This window comes from Mesorhizobium sp. P2_B11, assembly GCF_056404855.1.
The window spans coordinates 38,007-59,716 of record NZ_JBFUDF010000007.1 but is presented as its reverse complement, the minus strand read 5'-3'; the positions used below and the strand labels follow the sequence as shown (position 1 = coordinate 59,716).

General features: G+C 64.3%; 19 protein-coding genes. 11 read left to right on the top strand and 8 right to left on the bottom strand.

The window, feature by feature from the left end:
- The first annotated feature begins 18 nt into the window (after window positions 1-18).
- Window positions 19-951: a phosphatidate cytidylyltransferase gene (locus tag AC1DYJ_RS23135; protein ID WP_477282612.1), complete on the top strand. Its 933-nt coding sequence runs from the start codon at window positions 19-21 to the stop codon at window positions 949-951.
- Between the two features lie 80 nt (window positions 952-1,031).
- Here the strand turns inward: AC1DYJ_RS23135 and AC1DYJ_RS23130 are convergent, their stop codons facing one another.
- On the bottom strand, window positions 1,032-2,576 hold the full coding sequence (locus tag AC1DYJ_RS23130; protein WP_477281877.1) for an acid phosphatase: 1,545 nt from the start codon (window positions 2,574-2,576) through the stop codon (window positions 1,032-1,034).
- A gap of 206 nt (window positions 2,577-2,782) precedes the next feature.
- Between AC1DYJ_RS23130 and AC1DYJ_RS23125 the strand changes: the two genes are divergently transcribed.
- On the top strand, window positions 2,783-4,051 hold the full coding sequence (locus AC1DYJ_RS23125; RefSeq protein ID WP_477281875.1) for a cytochrome-c peroxidase: 1,269 nt from the start codon (window positions 2,783-2,785) through the stop codon (window positions 4,049-4,051).
- A 26-nt stretch (window positions 4,052-4,077) separates the two neighbouring features.
- Here AC1DYJ_RS23125 and AC1DYJ_RS23120 read toward each other — a convergent pair whose 3' ends face one another.
- The 7 genes from AC1DYJ_RS23120 to AC1DYJ_RS23090 all read right to left on the bottom strand — a co-directional run bounded on the left by AC1DYJ_RS23120 (window position 4,078) and on the right by AC1DYJ_RS23090 (window position 12,065).
- Window positions 4,078-5,688, bottom strand: coding sequence for an FGGY-family carbohydrate kinase (locus AC1DYJ_RS23120; RefSeq protein ID WP_477281873.1), 1,611 nt, complete (start codon window positions 5,686-5,688; stop codon window positions 4,078-4,080).
- Window positions 5,689-5,822: 134 nt separating this feature from the next.
- Window positions 5,823-6,551, bottom strand: a complete 729-nt coding sequence (locus tag AC1DYJ_RS23115) for an SDR family oxidoreductase (RefSeq protein WP_477281871.1) — start codon at window positions 6,549-6,551, stop codon at window positions 5,823-5,825.
- Between the two features lie 28 nt (window positions 6,552-6,579).
- Window positions 6,580-7,839: a sugar ABC transporter permease gene (locus AC1DYJ_RS23110; protein ID WP_477281869.1), complete on the bottom strand. Its 1,260-nt coding sequence runs from the start codon at window positions 7,837-7,839 to the stop codon at window positions 6,580-6,582.
- Complete coding sequence (locus AC1DYJ_RS23105; protein ID WP_352560714.1) at window positions 7,836-8,660, bottom strand: ATP-binding cassette domain-containing protein; 825 nt, start codon at window positions 8,658-8,660, stop codon at window positions 7,836-7,838. The genes AC1DYJ_RS23110 and AC1DYJ_RS23105 overlap by 4 nt, the downstream gene beginning before the upstream one ends.
- A gap of 92 nt (window positions 8,661-8,752) precedes the next feature.
- Window positions 8,753-9,805 (bottom strand): ABC transporter substrate-binding protein, encoded by a 1,053-nt coding sequence (locus AC1DYJ_RS23100; RefSeq protein WP_477281866.1) that lies wholly within the window; start codon window positions 9,803-9,805, stop codon window positions 8,753-8,755.
- A 227-nt stretch (window positions 9,806-10,032) separates the two neighbouring features.
- The gene (locus AC1DYJ_RS23095; RefSeq protein ID WP_477281864.1) at window positions 10,033-10,917 is read right to left on the bottom strand and encodes a helix-turn-helix domain-containing protein; all 885 of its coding nucleotides are present in this window, start codon (window positions 10,915-10,917) and stop codon (window positions 10,033-10,035) included.
- 197 nt (window positions 10,918-11,114) lie between these two features.
- A complete protein-coding gene (locus AC1DYJ_RS23090; protein WP_477281863.1) occupies window positions 11,115-12,065 on the bottom strand; it encodes a LysR family transcriptional regulator in 951 nt (316 codons plus the stop codon).
- 107 nt (window positions 12,066-12,172) lie between these two features.
- Between AC1DYJ_RS23090 and AC1DYJ_RS23085 the strand changes: the two genes are divergently transcribed.
- The 9 genes from AC1DYJ_RS23085 to AC1DYJ_RS23045 are packed head-to-tail and all read left to right on the top strand — an operon-like array spanning window position 12,173 to window position 21,437.
- Window positions 12,173-13,054: a dioxygenase family protein gene (locus AC1DYJ_RS23085; RefSeq protein WP_477281861.1), complete on the top strand. Its 882-nt coding sequence runs from the start codon at window positions 12,173-12,175 to the stop codon at window positions 13,052-13,054.
- Entirely contained in the window at window positions 13,051-14,112 is a 1,062-nt protein-coding gene (locus AC1DYJ_RS23080) for a maleylacetate reductase (RefSeq protein WP_477281859.1), read from the top strand. Before AC1DYJ_RS23085 ends, AC1DYJ_RS23080 begins: the two co-directional genes overlap by 4 nt.
- A 22-nt stretch (window positions 14,113-14,134) precedes the next feature.
- A complete protein-coding gene (locus AC1DYJ_RS23075; protein WP_477281857.1) occupies window positions 14,135-15,409 on the top strand; it encodes an ABC transporter substrate-binding protein in 1,275 nt (424 codons plus the stop codon).
- Window positions 15,410-15,411: 2 nt separating this feature from the next.
- The gene (locus tag AC1DYJ_RS23070) at window positions 15,412-16,131 is read left to right on the top strand and encodes an ABC transporter ATP-binding protein (RefSeq protein ID WP_477281855.1); all 720 of its coding nucleotides are present in this window, start codon (window positions 15,412-15,414) and stop codon (window positions 16,129-16,131) included.
- Window positions 16,131-16,835, top strand: coding sequence for an ABC transporter ATP-binding protein (locus tag AC1DYJ_RS23065; RefSeq protein WP_477281853.1), 705 nt, complete (start codon window positions 16,131-16,133; stop codon window positions 16,833-16,835). The genes AC1DYJ_RS23070 and AC1DYJ_RS23065 overlap by 1 nt, the downstream gene beginning before the upstream one ends.
- 1 nt (window position 16,836) lies before the next feature.
- Entirely contained in the window at window positions 16,837-17,700 is an 864-nt protein-coding gene (locus AC1DYJ_RS23060; protein WP_477281851.1) for a branched-chain amino acid ABC transporter permease, read from the top strand.
- 5 nt (window positions 17,701-17,705) lie between these two features.
- Window positions 17,706-18,794: a branched-chain amino acid ABC transporter permease gene (locus tag AC1DYJ_RS23055; protein ID WP_477281849.1), complete on the top strand. Its 1,089-nt coding sequence runs from the start codon at window positions 17,706-17,708 to the stop codon at window positions 18,792-18,794.
- Entirely contained in the window at window positions 18,787-20,553 is a 1,767-nt protein-coding gene (locus AC1DYJ_RS23050; RefSeq protein ID WP_477281847.1) for an FAD-dependent oxidoreductase, read from the top strand. The genes AC1DYJ_RS23055 and AC1DYJ_RS23050 overlap by 8 nt, the downstream gene beginning before the upstream one ends.
- Window positions 20,554-20,558: 5 nt before the next feature.
- Window positions 20,559-21,437 carry an intradiol ring-cleavage dioxygenase gene (locus tag AC1DYJ_RS23045; RefSeq protein ID WP_477281845.1) on the top strand — a complete coding sequence of 293 codons (879 nt, stop codon included), beginning with the start codon at window positions 20,559-20,561 and terminating at the stop codon, window positions 21,435-21,437.
- The last annotated feature ends 273 nt before the right edge of the window (window positions 21,438-21,710 follow it).

Here is a 21,710-nt window from a genome sequence, read left to right as displayed (position 1 = left end):
CGCATGACACTGCCGCCGATGCATGAAACCGTCATCCTGTTGGTCGGCCTGGTCGCGGTACTGACCACGGCCAGCATTGTTGCCGGCATCCTGTCGTGGCGGGCGGCGAAGCCGCTGCCGTCGACGCTCGTCAATCTCAACCAGCGCATTAACGCCTGGTGGGTGATGGTGGTGGCGATCACGGTCGCCTTCTTCTTCGGCCGCACCGGCATGACCATCCTGTTTGCGCTGATCTCGTTTGCGGCGCTGCGCGAATTCGTGACGCTGACCCACAGCCGGCGCAGCGATCACTGGGTGCTGCTCGGCATGTTCGGCATCATCATCCCCTACCAGTACTGGCTGGTGTGGACTGCCTGGTACGGGCTCTTTACCATCTTCATCCCGGTCTACTGCTTCCTCTTAATGCCGGCGATCACCGCGCTCAACGGCGACACCGAACGTTTTCTCGAGCGCGTGTCTGCGCAACAATGGGCAGTGATGATTTCGGTCTACTGCGTCAGCCACGTGCCGGCGCTGCTGACGCTCAACGTGCCCGGCTTCGAAGGCCGCAATCTTCTGCTCATCGCCTTCCTGATCATCACCGTGCAAGGCAGCGACGTGCTGCAATACATTTTCGGCAAGCTGTTCGGCCGGCATCTTCTGTCGCCCTCCGTCTCGCCGTCAAAGACCTGGGAAGGGCTGGTCGGCGGGCTGGTGGCGTCGAGCCTGCTCGGTGCGCTGCTGTCGTTCCTGACGCCGTTCTCGCCGCTGGCGGCGGCAGGCGTTGCCTTCATCGCCTGCCTGATGGGATTTCTCGGCGGCCTGGTCGCGTCGGCCATCAAGCGCGACCAGGGCGTCAAGGACTGGGGCCATTTGATCGAAGGCCATGGCGGCATGATGGACCGCGCCGACAGCCTGGTCTTCGCCGCCCCGGTGTTCTTCCACATCGTCCGCTATTTCTGGACGGTGTGAAAGAACAGGTTCGTTTTCGGCCTATCTCGTTTGACGCAATTCCGGACGGAAAACCGCTTCACACTTTTCCTGGAATTGCTCTACCGGCTGAGATCGAGCGCCGCGCTCATATCGCCCATCGGCGGCTGGTCGTTGTTGCGCAGCGCCTTGTCGCGGGCGACGATGCCGGGCAGCACCGGCAGATCGTAGCGCGCGGTGATGAAGCGCAGGATCGACGTGGTGTCGTATTGCGTGTGATCGACCATGCCCATCCTTGCGTAGGGCGAGATGATGAAGGCCGGGATGCGGTTGCCCGGGCCCCAGCGGTCCGCCTTGGGCGGCGCGACATGATCCCAGAAGCCGCCATTCTCGTCATAGGTGACGACGACCAGCATATGCGGCCATTGCGGGCTTTTCTCGAGATGGGAGACGAGGTCGGCCAGATGCTGGTCGCCTGAGGTGACGTCGGCATAGCCGCTGTGCTCGTTGAGGTTGCCTTGCGGCTTGTAGAAGGAGACGGCAGGCAGCTTGCCGTCGTCGATCACCTTGATGAACTCGCTGCCGCCAAGGCCGCCATCCCTGAGATGTTCTGCACGCGCGGCGGTGCCCGGCGCGTAAGCGGCGAAATAGTTGAAGGGCTGGTGGTGGAACTGGAAGTTGGGCACCGGGGTCGCATTCTTGCCGTCGAGCGTGGCCTGCCAGGCACCGCTATACCAGGCCCAGCTGACGCCCTTCAGCGACAGCAGGTCGCCGATGGTGATGTCGTGCTGCGGCGGCAGCGTGGTCGGCTGAGCCGGATCAGCCAGTGCCTGGTCACCGCCTGCCACCGGCTTGTTGTTGCTCGGCTGATAGGGCGGCTGCATGGTGTTGACGGCGTAGAAATCGGGCGTGATGGCGCCGTCACTGACAAATTTCGGCACGCCGCCGAGCGCCGAAGGCGGCGAATTGTCGGCGATCTTGAGTGTCTTGCCGTCGGCGTCGACGACCGCGATCTGGCCTTTCACCGGGCTGGTGTCGGCATTGGGATAGACCGGCACGCAGGCGCAGGCGAGCATGAAATGGTTGAGGAAAGAGCCGCCGAAGGCGCCCTGGAAGAAATTGTCGGCGAGCACGTATTTCTTGCCGACCGCCCACATCGGCAGCACCGAGCCGTCATAGTGGCCCATGACGAGGCCGCCGGAATCGGCCCAGGCGACGAATTTGTCGTTCTTGCCGCCGTCGATCTGCATCTGCTCCTGGTAGAAGCGGTGCCAGAGATCATGGGTGATGACCCCAGTATTCTCGTTAAAACCCTTGGGATCGTCGATGGCGAAGACGGCATTGGCGAGATGCGCGGTCTGGGCTTCCGTCACCGCCGGCGTGACACCCTTGCCGGTCAGTCCACCCCAGGCCGGCGGGAGTTCTGTCAGCGGCTGGCCGTCACGGTCGAGCTGGCGCGCCTGGCCGGCCGTCACATTCGACAGGCCGTTGGCGCCGGGAAAGCCGCCATAGAGGTTATCGAAGCTGCGGTTCTCGGCATAGATGACGACCACCGTATCGATCTTGTCATAGCCGGCGGGCGCGGCGTGAACGGCGCCTGCCGCGGCAAGAGGGGCAAGGGCTGAGCCGGCTAGATACAGGGAAGTGAGGAGCTTGAGCCTCGTCATGATGGAAAACCTCGTGGCTTGGACCGATGGCTGGAGGAGCAGCACGGCAAGGCGGGCCTTTTCGCGCGGCGCGCCAAATTAGGACCGCCGCCTTGTCACCTTTGTGACGTTTTCTGTTGTCTCGAACACGGTTGCGTGAGCAGGCAGAGCGGTCATCAATCGGTAGCAGTGCAGTTTTAAGTCCTGACAAAACCGGACCGAACGACATGACGCGACACTGGACAAAGCGGGCGATCGCAATCGGCGCGGCATTGCTGCTCGGTCTTGCTGTGCTCACACCGGCAAACACGGCCGACGGCGTCCATCCCGGGCCGATGTCGCGCAGCGATGCCTATGCCAGGGCCGCGGCGCTGACCGCGCTCGGCCGCAAGATGTTCTTCGATCCATCGCTGTCGGCGTCAGGACTGCAGGCCTGCTCGTCCTGCCATGATCCGCATCATGCTTTTGGCCCGGCATCGGCCGGACCGGTCGAGATGGGTGGACCCGACATGCGCCAGCCCGGGCTGCGCGCAGTGCCGTCGCTGCGCTATCTCCAGGCGGTACCGGCCTTCAGCGAGCATTTCTACGATTCCGAGGATGAGGGCGATGAAAGCGTCGACAATGGCGCCACCGGCGGCCTGACCTGGGACGGCCGCGCCGATCATGGCAGCGACCAGGCGCGCATACCGCTGCTGTCGCCGTTCGAAATGGCCAACAAGGATGGCGACGCGGTTGCCGCTGCCTTGCGCAAGGCGGCCTATGCCGACGAGTTCAAGTCGGTATTCGGGGACAAAGTCTTCGACCGTCCGGGCGATGCTTTCGACGCCACCGTCGAGGCGCTCGGCACGTTCGAGCAGAGTGCAGCCGACTTCTACCCCTACTCCAGCCGCTACGACGCCTTCCTGGCCGGCAAGGCGACGCTGACCGCACAGGAGCTACATGGGCGCGCGCTGTTCGAGGACGAGACCAAGGGCAATTGCGCCAGCTGCCACCTCAGCGAACCGGCCAATGACGGCGAGCCGCCGCAATTCACCGATTTCGGCTTCCTCGGCATCGGCGTGCCGCGCAACCCGGTCATCCCGGCCAATGCCGACCCCGCCTATTTCGACCTCGGCCTGTGCGGTCCGCTCAGGACCGACCTCAAGGGCCGGGCGGAGTATTGCGGCCTGTTCCGCACGCCGACGCTGCGCAACGTGGCGCTGAAGAAGAGCTTCTTCCACAATGGCTATTTCCACACGCTGCGCGAGGCGGTCGCCTTCTATGCCAGCCGCGATACCGATCCCGGCCGCTGGTACCCGAGGGATGCCGACGGCACGGTCCGGCAAAATGATGATCTGCCAAGGGCTTACTGGGGCAATCTCAACCAGGATCCGCCCTTTGGCAGAAAACCCGGCGGCAAGCCGGCGTTGACCGATCCCGAGATCGACGACATCGTCGCGTTCCTGCAGACGCTCACCGATGCCGATCAGCTGGCGGGTGCGGCGCAGACACATTGAGCCTCGACCGCCGGCCGCGCCCCTGGTCACTCGCGGATGGCACGTCCCGCCTGCTGTAGCAGTTCGAAAGCGGCGAAGCGCTTGTCGTGCCAGGGCACGAGATCACCGCCGGCCGGGCGATAGATGTCGCCGATGCGCGACATGCCGGTCATTGCCGCAATCACATCCGGATAGGTTCCAGCGGCCACCGCAGCCAGTATGGCGGAGCCGAGCAGCACCGGTTCGGGCGATGTCGATCCGGCCACGGTCAAGCCTGTCGTGTCAGCCAGAACCTGACGCACCAGGTCGCTTTGCGCCGCACCGCCGCTGACGACGATGGTGTCGATGGCGATGCCCTTGTTGGCCATGGCCGCCACGATCTGGCGCACGCCATAGCCGATGCCCAGCAGGCCGGCGACGTACAGCGCGACCAGGCTGTCGAGGGACGTATCCATGCCGAGCCCGGCAATCAGCGCCTTGGATTCCGGGTCGGCGAAGGGCGAGCGGTTGCCGAGGAATTCCGGGACGACCTGCAGGCCTTCGGCAAGGCGCGCCAGCGCAGACAGGTCGGTGGATTTCGTTGCCGCCTGTCGCCCGAGCCATGCGGTCAGGCCGAGACCGTCCGCCTTCGCATTTGCGGATGCTTCGGCCGAGGCCGGATGGAAAGCGACGAGATGATCGAGCGCCGCACCTGCCGCCGACTGGCCGCCTTCGTTGAGCCACAGGCCCGGCACCATCGAGGAGAAATAGGGCCCCCAGACGCCCGGCACGAAGGCCGGTTCGCTAGTGCTGGCCATGGTGCAGGCCGAGGTGCCGAAGACATAGGCCATGCGCGATTGCAGCGTGCCGACGGAGCCCTGCCCACCGACCGTGCCGACGCCGCCGGCATGGGCATCGATCAGGCCGGCGGCGACCGGCGTTCCCGGCAGCAGGCCGAGATCGGCCGCCGCCGCTTCGGTCAGGCCCTGCGCCAGCGCGGTGCCGCCCTCGACGACCTCGGTGCCGATGCGGGCAAAGCCTTCATCGGCGAGAACGCCGAGGCCAATAGCGCGAAAATAGGCGTCGTCCCAGCGTCGCTCATGGCCGAGATAGGTCCATTTGCAGGTGAGCGTGCAGATCGAACGCGCCAGGCTGCCGGTCGAGCGCCAGGTCAGATAGTCGGTCAGGTCAAAGAAATGCTCGGCCGCATCGAAGGTGGCGGGCAGGTTCTCGCGCAGCCACAACAACTTCGGCGTTTCCATCTCCGGTGAAATCGTGCCGCCGACATAGTCGAGCACGGCATGCTTGCCGGCATTGATGCGCTGCGCCTGGTCGAGCGCGCGGTGGTCCATCCAGACGATGATGTTGCGCTCACTGTCGCCCGAGCCGCCGACAGCCAGTGGTGCGCCGCCCTTGCCGACCACAACCAGCGAACAGGTGGCGTCGAAGCCGATGCCGGCAATGTCGCGCCCGGCCAGTCCCGACTTCGTCACCGCCTCGCGCACGGCGGCGCACACCGCGCGCCAGATGTCCTCGCTCGACTGTTCGGCGATTTCACCCGGTTCGAGGAAAAGCGCTATGTCTCGCTTGGCCGAGGCAAGCATCGTGCCCGTGCTATCGAACACCCCTGCCCTGGCGCTGCCAGTGCCGACGTCGATGCCGAGGAAGTGGGAAGGCATGGGGAGACCTCGAGGGGTTAGGCAGTAGGCAGTAGGCAGTAGGCAGTAGGCAGTAGGCAGTAGGAGGGTGTCAGTCGTTGGCGGTGGGCCGCAAGGGGCCTTCCCCTATTCCCTACTGCCTAATCCCTACTGCCTCACAAATCATTGCTCTGTGGCAGGATCACCAGATCCCTTATGGTGACGTTCCTTGGCCGCGTCAGCATGAACAGCACGGCTTCGGCCACCTCGACCGGCTGAAGCAGGCCGCCCTTGGCCAGTTCATCGTCAAGCTTGTCCTTCGGCCAGTCGCTGATCAGCGCCGTCACCACCGGCCCCGGCTGCACCGCACCGACGCGCAGGCCGTGCGGGGCGACCTGCCTTCGCACCGTGTGGACGAAGGCCTGTACGGCGTGTTTGGAGGCGGTGTAGATCGGCTCCCAGACCACCGGCACCAGCCCGGCGATCGAGGAGGTGATGATGATGTCGCCGCTCTTGCGCTCGACCATATGCGGCAGCACGGCGTGGATGGAACGGAACACCGCATTGATGTTGAGGTTCAGCACGCGGTCCCATGTATCGGGATCGCCGTCGAGCACCGGGCCACCGACATAGGCGCCGGCATTGGCGTGGAAGATGTCCAGCTGGCCGGCCTTGTCGAGAATCTCAGGCATCATCGTTGCGACGCTGGCCGGCTTCATCAGATCGATCACCAGCGGGATGGCATTGGGACCGAGCTCCGCGCAGGCGCTCTTCAACGCATCCTCAGCGCGGTCGACGAGCACGACGCGCACACCGGCGGCTATCAGCGATCGAGCACATTCCAGCCCGATACCTGATGCGGCGCCGGTGATCGCCGCGACTTTTCCACTCAGATCCTGAGCCATATTTCTTATCCTCGTATTGTCTTTTGGTTCAGGCGCGGCCGTGGGAAACCCGCGAGCGGCGTGCCAGGGAGTCGACGATGACCGCAATCGCCAGAACGGCGCCGGTGATCATGTAGCGAAGCGACGACGACAGATCGAGCAAGGTCAGCCCGCTGGCGATCGACTGGATGACGATGATGCCGAGCAGCGCCGAGTAGGCGCTGCCGCGGCCGCCGAACAGGCTGGTGCCGCCGATGACGGCTGCTGCGATGGCGTTGAGGTTGACGTCGCCGGTGCCGGCCTGCTGGCTGGCCGAAGCCAGCCGCGCCGCCGACAGCACGCCGCCAAGGGCTGCAAACATCGAGCACATGACGAAGGCGCTGAGATAGATGGAGCGCACCTTGATGCCGGCGCGGCGCGCGGCTTCGCGGTTGCCGCCGACGGCGGTCATCGAGCGGCCCCATTGGGTGCGGGTCAGCGCATAGTTCATCGCCACCACCAGGCCGACGAACAGGCCGAACATCCACGGTATGCCGCGCGCCTGGTTGAGATAGCCGACGATCAGCTCAAGCAAGATGGTCAAAGCGGCGACGCGCACGATCAGACCGCCGACCGAAGGCGCCGACAGATTGACGGCGCGACGGCGGCTGACGGTGCGCAGGCCGGTGATGAGCATGACGATGCCGGGAACGGCGGCCAGCGCATAGGAGAGCCAGTCCGGCATGACCAGCAGCTGGCCGAAATTCACCAGGTTCGAACCATAGGGCAGATTGATCGAGCCGGTGGAGCCCAGAATGTAGAGCTGCAGGCCGAGCACGGCGAGCAGGCCGGCGAGCGTCGAGACGAAGCTCGGCATGCCGAGCCGGTTGAACAGCAAGGCATAGAGCGCGCCGATGAAGCCGCCGACAGCGAGTGCCGCGACAATCGCGAGCGCCACCGGCCAGCCCTGGTTGACCCACAGCGTGCCGACCATGGCCGAGGCAAATCCGCTGATCGAACCGACCGACAGGTCGATCTCGCCGACCATCAGCACGCAGACGATGCCGAGGGCGATGACACCGACGGTCGAGCAGTCGAACAGCAGATTGACGAGGTTGCTCGACGAGACGAACACCGGATTGAGGGCGGTGAACACGCTCCAGATGATGACCAGGCCGACGATCACCGGCAGCGAGCCGAGGTCGCCGGAGCGGACACGGTCGAAGAAGGCGCTGATCGCGCCACCGACGCCGGCCTGGTGCTTGACGCGCACGTCGCTGCGGTCGAGCGCCGTCGACGCCGAGATGTCCTGCTTGGGCTCTGCGCTCATGGCCGCTGCTCCTGGTTGTGCGCTTGTTCGGCTGCCTTGCGCCGTTCGGCGCGGCGCGACACCGCATTGTTGGCGGCGCCGGTGATGGCGCTGACCAGTTCCTGGTTGGAGGCGTCGGGTTCGAAGACGCCATTGTTGCGCCCGAGCCGAAGCACGACGATGCGGTCGGCGACGGCGCGCACGTCTTCCATATTGTGGCTGATCATCAAGACGCCGAGGCCACGTTCGCGCACCCGGTCGATCAGGTTCAGCACTTCCGCCGTCTGGGCGACGCCAAGTGCCGCAGTCGGCTCATCGAGCAGGATGACTTTGGGGTCGAGCAGCAGCGAGCGGGCGATCGCCACGGTCTGGCGTTGGCCGCCGGACAGCGAGGCAACCGCTTCGCGCACACTTGGAATGCGCGCCGACAATTCGTTGAGCAGCGTCCAGGCGCGGATTTCCATCGCCACCTCGTCAAGCCGCAGCGGGTTGAGCTCCTTGCCGAGAAAAATGTTGGCGACGACGTCGAGGTTTTCGCACAGCGCCAAATCCTGGAAGACGGTGGCGATGCCAAGCGTCAACGCAGCGCTCGGGTCGGGCATGGTCACTTGCTTGCCGCGGAAATTGATGGTGCCCGAGGTAGGCTGGTGGACGCCGGCAAGAATCTTGACCAGCGTCGACTTGCCAGCGCCATTGTCGCCGACCAGCGCCACCACCTCGCCGGCATGGACGTCGAGGTCGATATCGGTGAGCGCCGAAACGGCGCCGAAATTCTTCGAGATGCCGCGCAGGCTGAGCACCAGCTCGCCTGCCGAAACCGGTCCGTCAGAGATGTCAGACATAGTGGCAAACCTTTCCGGGTGACCGGTCAAGAGTGACTGCGGACTTCCGGCCGCCGCAAAGGCAGCCGGAAGTCAGGATCAGGATAGTCCGATCAGTTGGTGATGCCGAGCTTCTTGCAGCCTTCGGCGTAACGGTCGACGCAGAGCTCTTCGGCGGTGTTGATCTTCTTGTCGATGATCTCGGCCTTGAGGTTCTCCTGCGTCACCACCGCCGGCGTGAACAGCTGCGAGGGGGTGTCGTAGAGGGTCATTTCGGCCTTCGGCGTCTCGCCCGACAGAAGCTGGACGGCGACGTTGGCGGCAGCGGCCGCAACGATCTCGCTCGGTTTGGAGATGGTGTTGTACTGATCGCCGGCGATGATCAGCTGTAGCGCGGCTATCGTCGCGTCATTGCCGGTGACCGGCGGCACCGGATCGACGCCGGCGGCCTTGAAGGCGGCGATGGCGCCACCGCCGGTGCCGTCATTGGCGGCGACGACGCCGACGATCTGGGTAGAGAAGCGGGTGATCTGGCCGCTTGCCCATTGCTGCGCCTTCGGCGGCGCCCATTCCGGCGTGTCGTATTCGGCGAGGATCTTGTAGCCGCTGTTGTCGAGGCTGGAATGAATGCCCTTCTTGATCAGCCCGGCGGCCGCATCGGTCGGCGAGCCGTTGATCTGCAGCAGGCCGCCGCTGGCCGGATCGACCTTCAGCGCCTTGAGGTGTTCGACCAGCGAGTCGGCGATGGCCTTGCCGATGCCTTCATTGTTGAACGAGACATAGAAGTCGGCAGGTGCTGTCGGGATCGGGCGGTCATAGGCAATGACCTTGACGCCCTGGCTCTGCGCCAGCTTGACCAGCGAGGCGGCGGCGGTCGAGTCGACCGGATCGAGCACGATCGCCTTGGCGCCTTGTGAGATCACCGAATTGAACTGCTGCTGCTGGCGCGAGGCGTCGGCGTCGGCATTCTGGTAGATCACCTTGCAGCCGGGGCAGAGCTTTTTCATCTCGGCGGCAAAGCCGGGATAGTCGTGCTGCTCGTAGCGGGTCGAGGCCTGGTCGGGCATGAGGAAGGCGACCGTGGCGTCGGTGACAGGGGCTGCAAACGCGGCCGTGCCGCTGAGGAGAGAAAGGGTGAGTGCACCCGTCGAAGCAAATCGGATCATTCTGATATCTCCGTTTCTATTGTTTCACGAAGCCTGGTCACCACATGGCGCGCCGGGCCTTGACTGCAAGTCGAACTGTTGCGAGGAATGACGACGCACTTGATCCGTGCCGCGCATCCTCTTGATATCGCTGGATTTCAAGACAAGCGATCTCCAGCACGGAGCGCCTCCAACGCACCCCGCGTTCTTCCTTCCAAAAATGTCTAGGCTCCTCCCGGTCCTCCCTGTTAGGCGGCAATCTCCGCACTGATGTTTTCCGCCAGCAAGGCCCTGAAGCGCGAAGGCGACATGCCTTTTTGCGTCAGGAACTGGCGGTTGAAATTCGAGATGTTGTTGTAGCCGGCAGCGAAGCAGATCTCGGTGATCGGCATGTCGGCGTCGCTCATCAAAAGCTGGCAGGCAAGGTTGATGCGCAGCCGGTTGACGTACTGCACCAGCGCCATGCCGGTGTGGCGGCGGAAGCTGCGCGAAAACGCGCTCGGGCTGCGCCCGGCAATTGCCGCCAGGTCGCTTTCGCTGAACGGCTCGGTCAGGTTGGCGTTGATATAGGCAAGCGCCTTGTTGACGCCCGCCGACATGAAGCCGGAGGGATCCGGCAGATAGCTGGCGCTGGTCAGTGTCCGCACATCGGCGGCGCGGCTCAGAATGTCGATTGTTTCCATGAACAGCGCGATGCGACGCACGCCTTGCGCCTCGACCAGTTCGGCCAGCACGGGCGCTGCAAGCTTCGCGGTGGCCGCAGAAAACAGCGCGCCACGGCGGCTGAGTTCGAGAGTACTCGCACAGCCGGCAAGCTCGGGAAGTGCCGTCGTGGCATCGGCAATGAATTCTTGGGAGAACTGGACGACGCGGCCGCGCAGCGGCACGCTGGTGCCATCCGGCACGTCGCTGACCCAGTTGTGCGGCAGGTTGGGGCCGGTGAGCACGAGATTGCCAGGCTCGAATTCGCCGATAAAGTCACCGACGAAATAGCGGCCTGATGTGGCGACGACATGATGGATTTCGTATTCGGGATGGAAGTGCCAGCGCACGGTGTGGAAGGGGTAGCCGTGGGCCCAGGCCTTGAACGACTCGCCACGTCTGATCTGGACAACTTCCAAGTCCGGATTCATATCAGTTCCTCCCGGCGCCGGTCCGGTCATGCGACCAGTTGCAGTGCCCTCTCCCGCAGGCCGCGTTTGCCGCTCTCTGCAGTGATCAAAGCTTAGGCGGCAATCGGTAGGCCCGCCACCACGGTGTGTCCACCTCACTGATACTTTTTTGACATTTTTGCGGTCGAGGCGACGCGTTTGCGAGTATGCGGGAGAGATCAGGCACCCCAGACGACCGCTTGTTCGTGCCGCTTGATCAGGTGCTTGAGGTTGTCGAAGCTCTGGCGGATGTGTTTGGCGAAAGCATCGACGGCAGGGGCGCGCGGCGTGTCGGCGCGCCTGAGCAGGCCGAGCGCGCGCTCGGGATGCGGGATGGCGACGGGAAGCGCGGTGATCGACTTCTCCTTGCGAAAGGCAAAGACCACGCTGTGCGGCAGCACCGTCAGCGCGTCGGTTTCCTTCATGTAGTTGATGGCGCTGGTCAGCGATCCCCCGGAATAGCGGATCTTGATCTCGGTGGCGCCGAGCGACAGCAGCAGGCTGCGCAGGTCTTCCAGCAACGGACTGCCCGGCGGTGGCGCAATCCAGGGATAGTCGAGCAGGTCGCCGGTCTTCAGCTTGCGCCGCAGCAACAGCGGATGCGTGGCGCGGCAAGCGACGACGTTGCGTCCCGGCAGGATCTCGCGGAACTCCATGCCCGATCCCTCTTCGAGAATGTCTATCGGGCAGACAGCCAAGTCGATGCGGTCGGCATTGATGGCGGCGCGCAGGTCGGAGAGATAGCCATAACTCTGGTCGACGCGGACATCCGGATAGGCGTTCTGGAAATCGGCGATCATGCCGGAGATCAGCGCATCCATGAAGAACGGCGTGCCGCCGACCCGCACCACGCCCGAACGCCCCTGGCTGAAATTGGCGGCGATGTCGGAGGCCTTGCGCGAAGCCGTCAGCATCACCTGGCCATGATCGGCAAGCGCGCGGCCTAGCGGCGTCGGCTGCAAGGGCCGGCGCCCTTTCAGGAACAGCGGCTCGCCCAGCCGCTTCTCCAGCATCGACAGCGTGCGCGAGACGGCCGGCTGCGACAGGCCGATGAGCGCCGCGCCCTCGGTGACGCCACCCGCCTGCACCACAGCGGCCAGCTGGATCAAATGCCTTTCATCGAGCTTCATAACGATATGGTATATTAAACGGGGAAAAAATCATCATCTTTGTCTTTGGCCTGCGTTAATGTCCTCCCTGAGATGAAACCGGGCCCGAGATGAAACCGGGGAGGAACATGTCCGGCATTCCGTCGTTCAGCGAGGCCAATTCGGCCGAGATGGTTGCCCAGCGCCTGCTCAAGGCGAAGGCTGGGCCGTTGCCGCGTTTTCTCGCCACCGTTGTCGACCATCTCCATCAGATCGTTCGGGAAACCCGACCGACCGCGGCGGACTGGCGCCAGGCCATCGCCTTCCTCACCGAGATCGGCCATGCCAGCGACGACAAGCGCCAGGAATGGGTGCTGCTGTCGGACCTGCTTGGCGTCACAGCACTGGTCGAGGAGATCAATTCACGGCGGCCGAATGGCGCCACGCCCAACACAGGGCGTGGCCCCTTCTATCGCGCCGACGCGCCAAGGCTGCCGCTCGGCGCCGACATTTCGCTCGACGGAGTCGGCAAACCGCTAACCGTGACGGGACGAGTGACTGATCTCGACGGCCTGCCGATCGCCGGCGCGACGGTCGAGACATGGCAAGCCAACGCGCAAGGCTTTTACGAGAACCAGCAGCCCGATTTGCAGCCGGAGAACAATCTGCGCGGCGTCTTCACCACCGACAAGGATGGGCGCTTCCACTACCGCACGGTGAAACCCGCCGGCTACGGCGTGCCGGACGACGGACCGGTCGGACAGATGCTCGGGCAGTTGAACTATCCGCTCAGCCGCCCGGCGCATATCCACTTCCTCATCCGCGCCGATGGCTTCGAGACATTGACCACGCAAGTGTTCGAGAGTGGCGATCCGCATCTGTGCGAAGACGCATTGTTCGGCGTCAAGCCGGAACTGGTCGGCGATTTCAAGCAGGCCGCGGGCAAGCGCGACAAAGATGGGCGCGGAGACTGGTCGCTCGATTTCGCCTTTGTTCTGGCGATGGCGCGCAAGGGGAGCCGGGCGGCATGACACGGACGTTCACCTATTCCGGCAGCCCGGCGCATATCGTCTTCGGCAATGGCGCGTCGGCCGAGGTCGGCACCTGGATCGAGAAGCTCGGCTGCAAGCGCGCGCTTGTCCTGTCGACGCCGCACCAGGCAGCCGATGGCGAGGCGCTGGCGAGGCAGATCGGGTCACTAGCCGCAGGCGTCTTCTCGGACGCAGCCATGCACACGCCGGTCGAAGTGACCGAGGCGGCGATGGTGAAGGCGCAAGAGGTCAACGCCGATTGCGTCGTCGCGCTCGGCGGCGGTTCGACCACTGGGCTCGGAAAGGCGATCGCGTATCGCACCGACCTGCCGCAGATCGTCATCCCGACCACCTATGCCGGCTCGGAGGTCACGCCGATCCTCGGCCAGACCGAGCACGGCGAAAAGACCACGGTGCGTGACGCAAAGATCCTGCCGGAAGTGGTTATCTACGATCCGGAGCTGACCGTCGGGCTGCCGGTGGCGATGAGCGTCACCTCCGGCCTCAACGCCATGGCGCATGCGGCCGAGGCGCTCTACGCACAGGACCGCAATCCGATCTCGACCTTGATGGCAACCGAAGGGCTGCGCGCGCTGAAGGCAGCGCTGCCGGTGTTGATCAAGGAGCCCAGAAATCTTGAGGCACGCGGCGACGCGCTTTACGGCGCCTGGCTGTGCGGCACGGTGCTCGGCACCGTCGGCATGGCGCTGCATCACAAGATCTGCCACACGCTGGGCGGCTCCTTCGACATGCCGCATGCCGAGACGCATGCGGTGATGCTGCCGCACACGATCGGCTTCAATGCCGTCGCCGTGCCGGAATTGCTGAAGCCCGTGGCCGATATCTTTGGCGGCAGCGCTGGCGGTGGCCTGCATGATTTCGCCAGCTCCGTCGGCGCGCCGCTGACACTCAGGGAACTCGGCCTCAAGCAGGACGATCTCGACCGTGCCGCCGAGATCGCGACCAAGAATCCATACTGGAATCCGCGGCCTTTCTACCGCGCCGCAATCCGCGCCCTGTTGCAGGACGCGTGGGAGGGAAGACGACCGCAGAACTGACGGCAACAAGGGAGGAATATTCATGATTACCAGACGCGAATTCATCCGCAACACCGCTGCCACAGGCCTCATTGCCGGCAGCTTGCCGATGCCGGCGATCGCCCAGAACGCGCCGATCAAGCTCGGCTATGTCAGCCCGCAGTCCGGCCCGCTGGCGGCCTTTGCCGAGGCCGACAAGTTCATCATCGACGGCTTTCTCGCCGCCACCAAGGCAGCTGGCCTCAACTATGAGGTCGTGGTCAAGGACAGCCAGTCGAACCCCAATCGGGCGGCCGAAGTCGCCAAGGAACTGATCGTCAACGACAAGGTCAATCTGATGCTTGTCGCCTCGACGCCGGAGACGACCAACCCGGTCGCCACCACATGCGAGGCCGAGGAAGTGCCGTGCCTGTCGACGGTCGCGCCATGGCAGCCCTGGTTCATCGGCCAGCAAGGCAATCCCGGCGATCCTGCTTCGTGGAAACCGTTCAACTACGCCTACCATTTCTTCTGGGGCCTGGAAGACGTCATTGCCGTCTTCACCAACATGTGGGCGCAGGTCGAGACCAACAAGAAAGTCGGCGGCCTGTTCCCCAATGATGGCGACGGCAACGCCTGGGGCGACGGCACGGTCGGTTTCCCGCCGGTGCTGGCCAAGGGCGGCTACGGGCTGACCGACACCGGCCGCTACCAGAACCTGACCGACGACTTTTCGGCGCAGATCAACGCCTTCAAGGGCGCCTCCTGCGAAATCATCACCGGCGTGATGATCCCGCCCGATTTCACCACCTTCTGGAACCAGGCCAAGCAGCAGGGTTTTACGCCCAAGGTGGCCTCGATCGGCAAGGCGATCCTGTTCCCGCAATCGGTCGAGGCGCTCGGCAAGGCCGGCCACAATCTGTCGTCGGAGGTCTGGTGGACGCCGAACCATCCGTTCAAATCGTCGCTGACCGGCGAGAGTTCGGCGCAGGTCGCCGAAGGTTTCACCAAGGCCACCGGCCGGCAATGGACGCAACCCATCGGCTTTGTCCATGCGCTGTTCGAGATTGCCGTCGATGTGATGAAGCGCGCCGGCGCGCCCGATGACGGCGACAAGGTGGCGGCGGCGATCGCTGCGACCAAGCTCGATACACTGGTCGGGCCGATCGCCTGGGACGGCGCCAATCTGCCGCCCTTTGCCGGCAAGAACATCGCCAAGACACCGCTGGTCGGCGGCCAGTGGCGGCTGAAGGACGGCGGCGGCTACGATCTCGTCATCACCGACAACAAGACCGCGCCCAACATTCCGACCGGCGGCAAGATGGAAGCGATCGCCTGACCATGGCCATCCTCGCGCTCGCCAATGTCTCGAAACGCTTCGGCGCCCTCACGGTCGCCGACGCGGTTTCGTTCGAGCTTGGCGAGGGCGAGGCGCTTGGCATTATCGGCCCGAACGGCGCCGGCAAGTCGACGCTGTTCAACCTGATCACCGGCAACATTTCGGCCGATGCCGGTACCATCACTTTCAATGGAAGCGACGTGACAAGGCTGCCGCCGATGCAGCGCTGCTTTGCCGGCGTCGGCCGCTCCTTCCAGATCCCGCAACCCTTCGAGAAACTCACCGTGTTCGAGAACCTTTTGGTCGCCGGCGCCTTCGGCGCACGCAAGAGCGAAGCAGAGGTCAGCGAGCGCTGTGCGCAGATCCTGGTCGAGACCGGACTGATCGACCGCGCCAACCATCCAGCCGGGGCTTTAAGCCTTTTGCAGCGCAAGCGGCTGGAGCTCGCCCGCGCCTTGGCGACCGAACCAAGGCTGCTGCTGCTGGACGAAATCGCCGGCGGCCTGACAGAGGGTGAATGCGGCATGCTGGTCGATACGATCAGAGGCATCCACAGAGGCGGCATGTCGATAATTTGGATCGAGCATGTGCTGCATGCGCTGAACTCGGTGGTCGAGCGGCTGCTGGTTTTGAACTTCGGCAAGGTGATCGGCATGGGCGCGCCGGATGCGGTCATGGCGTCGCGCGAGGTCCGCGAAATCTATCTCGGGATCGACGTCTGATGGCGCTGCTCGAGACCAAAGATCTCACCGCGCGCTATGGCGATTTCCAGGCGCTGTTCGGCGTCGACATCGCGCTCGAGAAAGGCGAGACGATTGCCATCATCGGCGCCAATGGCGCTGGCAAGACGACGCTGATGCGCTCGATCTCGGGCATATTGGCGAACCAGCCGGATGCGGTACTTTTCGACGGCGCGGAGATCGGCGCCCTGCCCGCGCCCGACATCGTCGCGCGCGGCATCGCCATGGTGCCCGAGGGGCGAAAGCTGTTTCCCTCGCTGAGCGTCGAGGAGAACCTGCTCATCGGCCGCTATGGCCGCGCGGTCGAGGGACACTGGAACCTCGACACCGTCTACGAACTGTTCCCGATCCTAAGGGAGCGGCGCGCAAATCCGGGCACCGCGCTGTCCGGCGGCCAGCAGCAGATGGTGGCGATCGGCCGCGCGCTGATGTCCAACCCGCGCGTGCTTCTGTGCGACGAGATCAGCCTTGGCCTGGCGCCGGTGGTGATCAAGGATATCTACGCCGCCTTCCCGCGCATCCGCGCAGCCGGCGCTTCTATCGTCGTGGTCGAGCAGGATATCGGCCAGGCACTGAAAGTCGCCGACCGCGTCTACTGCATGATGGAAGGGCGGATCACGCTCTCCGGCGCGCCGGCAGCGCTGACGCGCGAAAATATCCACGCCGCCTATTTCGGGGTGGCCTGACGTGGCGTGGCTCGACACCATCATCCAGGGCATTTTGCTCGGCGGTCTCTACGCGCTTTTCGCGGCTGGCTTGAGCCTCGTCTTCGGCATCATGCGGCTGGTCAATCTGGCGCATGGCGATCTGATCGTGCTCGCTGCCTTCCTGATCCTGATGCTGGTCTCGGCGCTCGGCCTCAATCCGTTCGTTGCGGCGCTGGTGGCAATGCCGCTGATGTTCGCCATCGGCTGGGCGCTGCAGTTCTTCCTGCTCAACCGCACGCTTGGCACAGACATCCTGCCACCACTGCTGGTCACCTTCGGGCTGTCGATCGCTATCCAGAACGGCCTGCTCGAAGGATTCAGCGCCGACAGCCGCCGCATCTCCATTGGTGGATTGGAATCGGCATCCGTTGCGCTCGGCCCGATCAATGTCGGCGTCATGCCGCTGCTGACCCTGGCTTCAGCCATCGCGGTGATCGTTGGGTTGAACCAGCTGTTCTACCGCACGTCGCTCGGCCGTGCCTTCCGCGCCACCTCCGACGATCCTGTCACCGCTGGGCTGATGGGCATCCAGCCGAAGCGCATTTTTGCCACCGCCACCGGCATCGCCATGGTGGTGGTTACGATCGCCGCGCTCTATCTCGGCACGCGCGCCAATTTCGATCCGACCATCGGGCCGGCGCGGCTGATCTATGCCTTCGAGGCAGTCATCATCGGCGGCCTCGGCTCGCTGTGGGGCACGCTCGCCGGCGGCATCGTCATCGGCATCGCCCAGACCTTCGGCGCCGCGATCAACCCGGAATGGCAGATCCTCGCCGGGCACCTGGCGTTCCTGCTGGTGCTGCTGGTCAGGCCGCGCGGCCTGTTCCCGCGATCAGTGGATTGAGCGCCATGACAGACGTGTCAACAACACCCTGGAAAGTCGAGACGCGCACCAAAGCGTCGGCGACCTTCGCCATTGTCGCCGCACTGGTCATCCTGGTCGCCTTCGCCGCGCCGCTGTTTGCTTCGCGCAGCGTGCTGCAGGATTTGTTCTTCATCCTCACCATGCTGGTGCTGGCGCAGAACTGGAACCTGCTCGCCGGCTATGCCGGGCTGGTCTCGGTGGGGCAGCAGGCCTTTGTCGGCTTCGGCGCCTACGCCATGTTTGCGCTGGTCATCCTCGCCGGGCTCGACCCGCTGATCGCCATCCTGCTTGCCGGCGTCGCCAGCGCGCTGCTCGCCATCCCGACCGCCTTCTTCCTGTTTCGCCTGCAAGGCGCCTATTTCGCCATCGGCAGCTGGGTCATCGCCGAAGTGGTACGACTGGCGCTGGCACAGTGGAAGGCGCTGGGCGGCGGCACCGGCACCTCGCTACCACGCGAGGCGACCCGCGACATGCCGGCGCTTAAGTTCGTCGGCGAGCTGTTCGGCGTCAAATCGTCAGGCGCCGGCGACATCCTCACCTACTGGCTGGCGCTGCTGCTTGCCATCGCCACGATCGGCCTCGTCTACCGGCTGCTGCGCTCGAAGCAAGGGCTGGGGCTCGCCGCCGTGCGCGACAACCAGGAAGCGGCGCGCTCGGTCGGCGTCGACGCACGCCGCATGAAGACGCTGGTCTATCTCGCGGCGGCTTTCGGCACCGGGCTCGCCGGCGCGCTGATTTATGTACAGAAGGCTCGCATTTCGCCCGACGCCGCCTTCTCCGTCGTCGACTGGACGGCTTACGTCATCTTCATCGTCGTCATCGGCGGCATCGGCACCATCGAAGGGCCTATCGTGGGCGTCATCGTCTTCTACATCCTGCAAAACCTGCTTGCCGACTACGGCTCCTGGTATCTGTTGATCCTCGGACTGATCGGCATCGTCATCATGCTGTTTGCGCCGCGCGGCCTGTGGGGCCTGTTCGCCGAGCGCAGCGGCATCCAGCTTTTTCCGGTTCGCCGCCGATTGACCGGCGGACCGCTACCATTAGCCAAAAAGGGAGGGCCGCATGGCTGACATCACTACCGACGTGCTGACCATCGGAACCGGGCCTGCGGGCTCGGCGACCGCGGCGCTGCTTTCGACCTATGGCGTCGAGAACATGGTCATCAACCGTTATCGCTGGCTGGCGGCGACGCCGCGCGCCCACATCACCAACCAGCGCACCATGGAGGTGCTGCGCGACCTCGGCAAGGATGTCGAGGGCGAAGCCTATATGCACGCCACCGAGCAGGATTTGATGGGCGAGAACGTGTTCTGCACCTCGCTCGCCGGCGAAGAGATCGGCCGCATGCGCAGCTGGGGCAAGCATCCGCTGTCGCGCGCCGAACATCTGCTCTCCTCGCCCGCGCATATGAACGATCTACCGCAGACTTTCATGGAGCCGCTGCTGTTCAAGACGGCATGCTCGCGCGGCACGCAATCGCGCATGTCGATGGAGTATCTCTCGCATGTGCAGGATGCTGACGGCGTCACCACCACCTGCCGCGACCGGCTGACCGGCAAGGACGTCACCATCCGCTCAAAGTATCTGGTCGGCGCCGATGGCGGCAATTCGCTGGTCGCCGAACATGCCGGCCTGCCCTTCGAAGGCAAGATGGGCGTCGGCGGCTCGATGAACATCCTGTTCAAGGCTGATCTCTCGAAATACGTCGCCCATCGGCCGTCGGTGCTTTACTGGGTGGTGCAGCCGGGCGCCGATGTCGGCGGCATCGGCATGGGGCTGGTGCGGATGATCCGGCCGTGGAACGAGTGGCTGATCGTCTGGGGTTATGACATCAATCAGCCGGCGCCGAAGGTCGACGACGCCTTCGCCAAGAAGGTCGCGCGCGACCTCGTTGGCGACCCCGATCTGGAGATCGAGATCCAGTCGGTGTCGACCTGGACCGTCAACAACATGTACGCCACGCAGACCTCGAAAGGCCGAGTCTTCTGCATGGGCGACGCCATCCATCGCCATCCCCCGTCGAACGGGCTGGGCTCCAACACCTCGATCCAGGATGGATTCAACCTCGCCTGGAAGCTTGCGCACGTCATCAAGGGCAAGGCCGGTCCAAAACTGCTCGACAGCTATTCGCAGGAGCGCGCGCCGGTGGCCAAGCAAATCGTCACCCGCGCCAACAAGTCGATCGAGGAATTCGGCCCGATCTTCAAGGCGCTGGGCCTGCTCGATTCCATCGACCCGGTGAAGATGCAGTCCAACATGGATGCGCGCTGCGACAACACGCCCGCAGCCGAAGCGCAACGGGCAAAGATCCGCGAGACCATTGCCGCCAAGGTCTACGAGTTCGACGCCCATGGCGTCGAGATGAACCAGCGCTATATCTCGAGTGCCATCGTCACCGACGGCCAGAAGGAACCGGCCTTTGAGAAAGACGCCGAACTGCACCACCAGCCAACGAGTTGGCCCGGAGCGCGGGTGCCGCATGTCTGGGTGCATTCCGACGACCCAGCCCATCGGGGCGCCAAGGTCTCCACACTCGACCTGACCGGCCACGGCAAATTCACCGTGCTGACCGGCATTGGCGGCCAGGGCTGGCTCGACGCCGCCAAGGCGGTGGGCAAGGAACTGGGCATCGACATCACTGGCCATCTGATCGGCCCACGCCAGCCCTGGCAGGACTTTTCCGGCGACTGGGCGCGCGCCCGCGAAATCCGCGACAGCGGCGTGCTTTTGGTGCGACCGGATCAGCATGTCGGCTGGCGCAAGGATGCCATCAGCAGCGACCCGACGGCCGATCTGCGCAAAGCCCTGACGTCAATTCTGGACAGGTGAGAGATATGGAAGCGCACGAGAAAGGCTTCTTCACCGAGGCGAATTCGGTCGAGGTCGTCACCGGCCGCAACAAGAACGCCAGGGACGAGCGGCTGAAAGCGGTGATGGAGGTCATCACACGCAAGCTGCATGAGGCGGTCAAAGAGATCGAGCCGACGCAGGACGAGTGGTTCGAGGCCATCATGTTTCTGACGAAAACCGGCCAGCTCTCCACCGAATGGCGGCAGGAGTTTATTCTGCTCTCGGATGTGCTCGGCGTTTCGATGCTGGTCGACGCGATCAACAACCGCAAACCCTCAGGCGCATCGGAGTCGACCGTGCTCGGGCCTTTCCACATCGCCGATGCGCCGGAACTGCCGATGGGCGCCAACATCTGCCTCGACCAGAAGGGCGAGGACATGTTCATCCATGGCCGCATCCTCGACACCGAAGGCAGACCGATCACCGACGCCGTGCTCGACGTCTGGCAGGCCAATGACGAAGGGTTTTACGACGTGCAGCAGAAGGGCATCCAGCCCGACTTCAATCTGCGCGGCGTCTTCCGCACCGGCGCCGACGGCCGCTACTTGTTCCGCGCGGTAAAGCCGAAATTCTATCCTATCCCGGCTGACGGCACGGTCGGCAAACTGCTCGATGCGCTGGGACGCCATCCGTTCCGTCCCGCGCATCTCCACTACATCCTCAGGGCGGACGGTTTCGAGACGCTGACCACCCACATCTTCGACCCCGACGATCCCTACATCAATTCGGACGCGGTGTTCGGCGTGAAGGAAAGCCTGCTCGCCGAATTCAAGCGCGTCGACGATCCCGCGCGCGCCAAGGACCTGGAATTCGCCGGCCCGTTCTGGGAGGTCGAGCACGATTTCGTGCTGGCGCGGGGCTAGCCCCCCAAGGGCAATCAAACAAGAGATTCTTACGAAGAAGAACCCCCACCCTAACCCTCCCCACAAGGGGGAGGGAACGCTGCCGCGCGCCTCTTCGCCCATATTCGAGCACTGAACTCCTCTAATTTGCCGAGTTTGGCGCCTGCGGGAGTCTCCCTCCCCCTTGTGGGGAGGGATCAAGGGTGGGGGTACTCGTAAAGCGCAACGCTCCGCCATATGCGATTGCTCCGGCCTCGATTTTCTGGGCGTGGGCCGCTCACGCTTTTGTGCGCG

Bases quoted from the DNA above. Each gene is read 5' to 3' on its own strand.
- AC1DYJ_RS23135 (WP_477282612.1), top strand. From the start codon at position 19: ATGCATGAAACCGTCATCCTGTTGGTCGGCCTGGTCGCGGTACTGACC.
- AC1DYJ_RS23130 (WP_477281877.1), bottom strand. From the start codon at position 2,576: ATGACGAGGCTCAAGCTCCTCACTTCCCTGTATCTAGCCGGCTCAGCC.
- AC1DYJ_RS23125 (WP_477281875.1), top strand. From the start codon at position 2,783: ATGACGCGACACTGGACAAAGCGGGCGATCGCAATCGGCGCGGCATTG.
- AC1DYJ_RS23120 (WP_477281873.1), bottom strand. From the start codon at position 5,688: ATGCCTTCCCACTTCCTCGGCATCGACGTCGGCACTGGCAGCGCCAGG.
- AC1DYJ_RS23115 (WP_477281871.1), bottom strand. From the start codon at position 6,551: ATGGCTCAGGATCTGAGTGGAAAAGTCGCGGCGATCACCGGCGCCGCA.
- AC1DYJ_RS23110 (WP_477281869.1), bottom strand. From the start codon at position 7,839: ATGAGCGCAGAGCCCAAGCAGGACATCTCGGCGTCGACGGCGCTCGAC.
- AC1DYJ_RS23105 (WP_352560714.1), bottom strand. From the start codon at position 8,660: ATGTCTGACATCTCTGACGGACCGGTTTCGGCAGGCGAGCTGGTGCTC.
- AC1DYJ_RS23100 (WP_477281866.1), bottom strand. From the start codon at position 9,805: ATGATCCGATTTGCTTCGACGGGTGCACTCACCCTTTCTCTCCTCAGC.
- AC1DYJ_RS23095 (WP_477281864.1), bottom strand. From the start codon at position 10,917: ATGAATCCGGACTTGGAAGTTGTCCAGATCAGACGTGGCGAGTCGTTC.
- AC1DYJ_RS23090 (WP_477281863.1), bottom strand. From the start codon at position 12,065: ATGAAGCTCGATGAAAGGCATTTGATCCAGCTGGCCGCTGTGGTGCAG.
- AC1DYJ_RS23085 (WP_477281861.1), top strand. From the start codon at position 12,173: ATGTCCGGCATTCCGTCGTTCAGCGAGGCCAATTCGGCCGAGATGGTT.
- AC1DYJ_RS23080 (WP_477281859.1), top strand. From the start codon at position 13,051: ATGACACGGACGTTCACCTATTCCGGCAGCCCGGCGCATATCGTCTTC.
- AC1DYJ_RS23075 (WP_477281857.1), top strand. From the start codon at position 14,135: ATGATTACCAGACGCGAATTCATCCGCAACACCGCTGCCACAGGCCTC.
- AC1DYJ_RS23070 (WP_477281855.1), top strand. From the start codon at position 15,412: ATGGCCATCCTCGCGCTCGCCAATGTCTCGAAACGCTTCGGCGCCCTC.
- AC1DYJ_RS23065 (WP_477281853.1), top strand. From the start codon at position 16,131: ATGGCGCTGCTCGAGACCAAAGATCTCACCGCGCGCTATGGCGATTTC.
- AC1DYJ_RS23055 (WP_477281849.1), top strand. From the start codon at position 17,706: ATGACAGACGTGTCAACAACACCCTGGAAAGTCGAGACGCGCACCAAA.
- AC1DYJ_RS23050 (WP_477281847.1), top strand. From the start codon at position 18,787: ATGGCTGACATCACTACCGACGTGCTGACCATCGGAACCGGGCCTGCG.
- AC1DYJ_RS23045 (WP_477281845.1), top strand. From the start codon at position 20,559: ATGGAAGCGCACGAGAAAGGCTTCTTCACCGAGGCGAATTCGGTCGAG.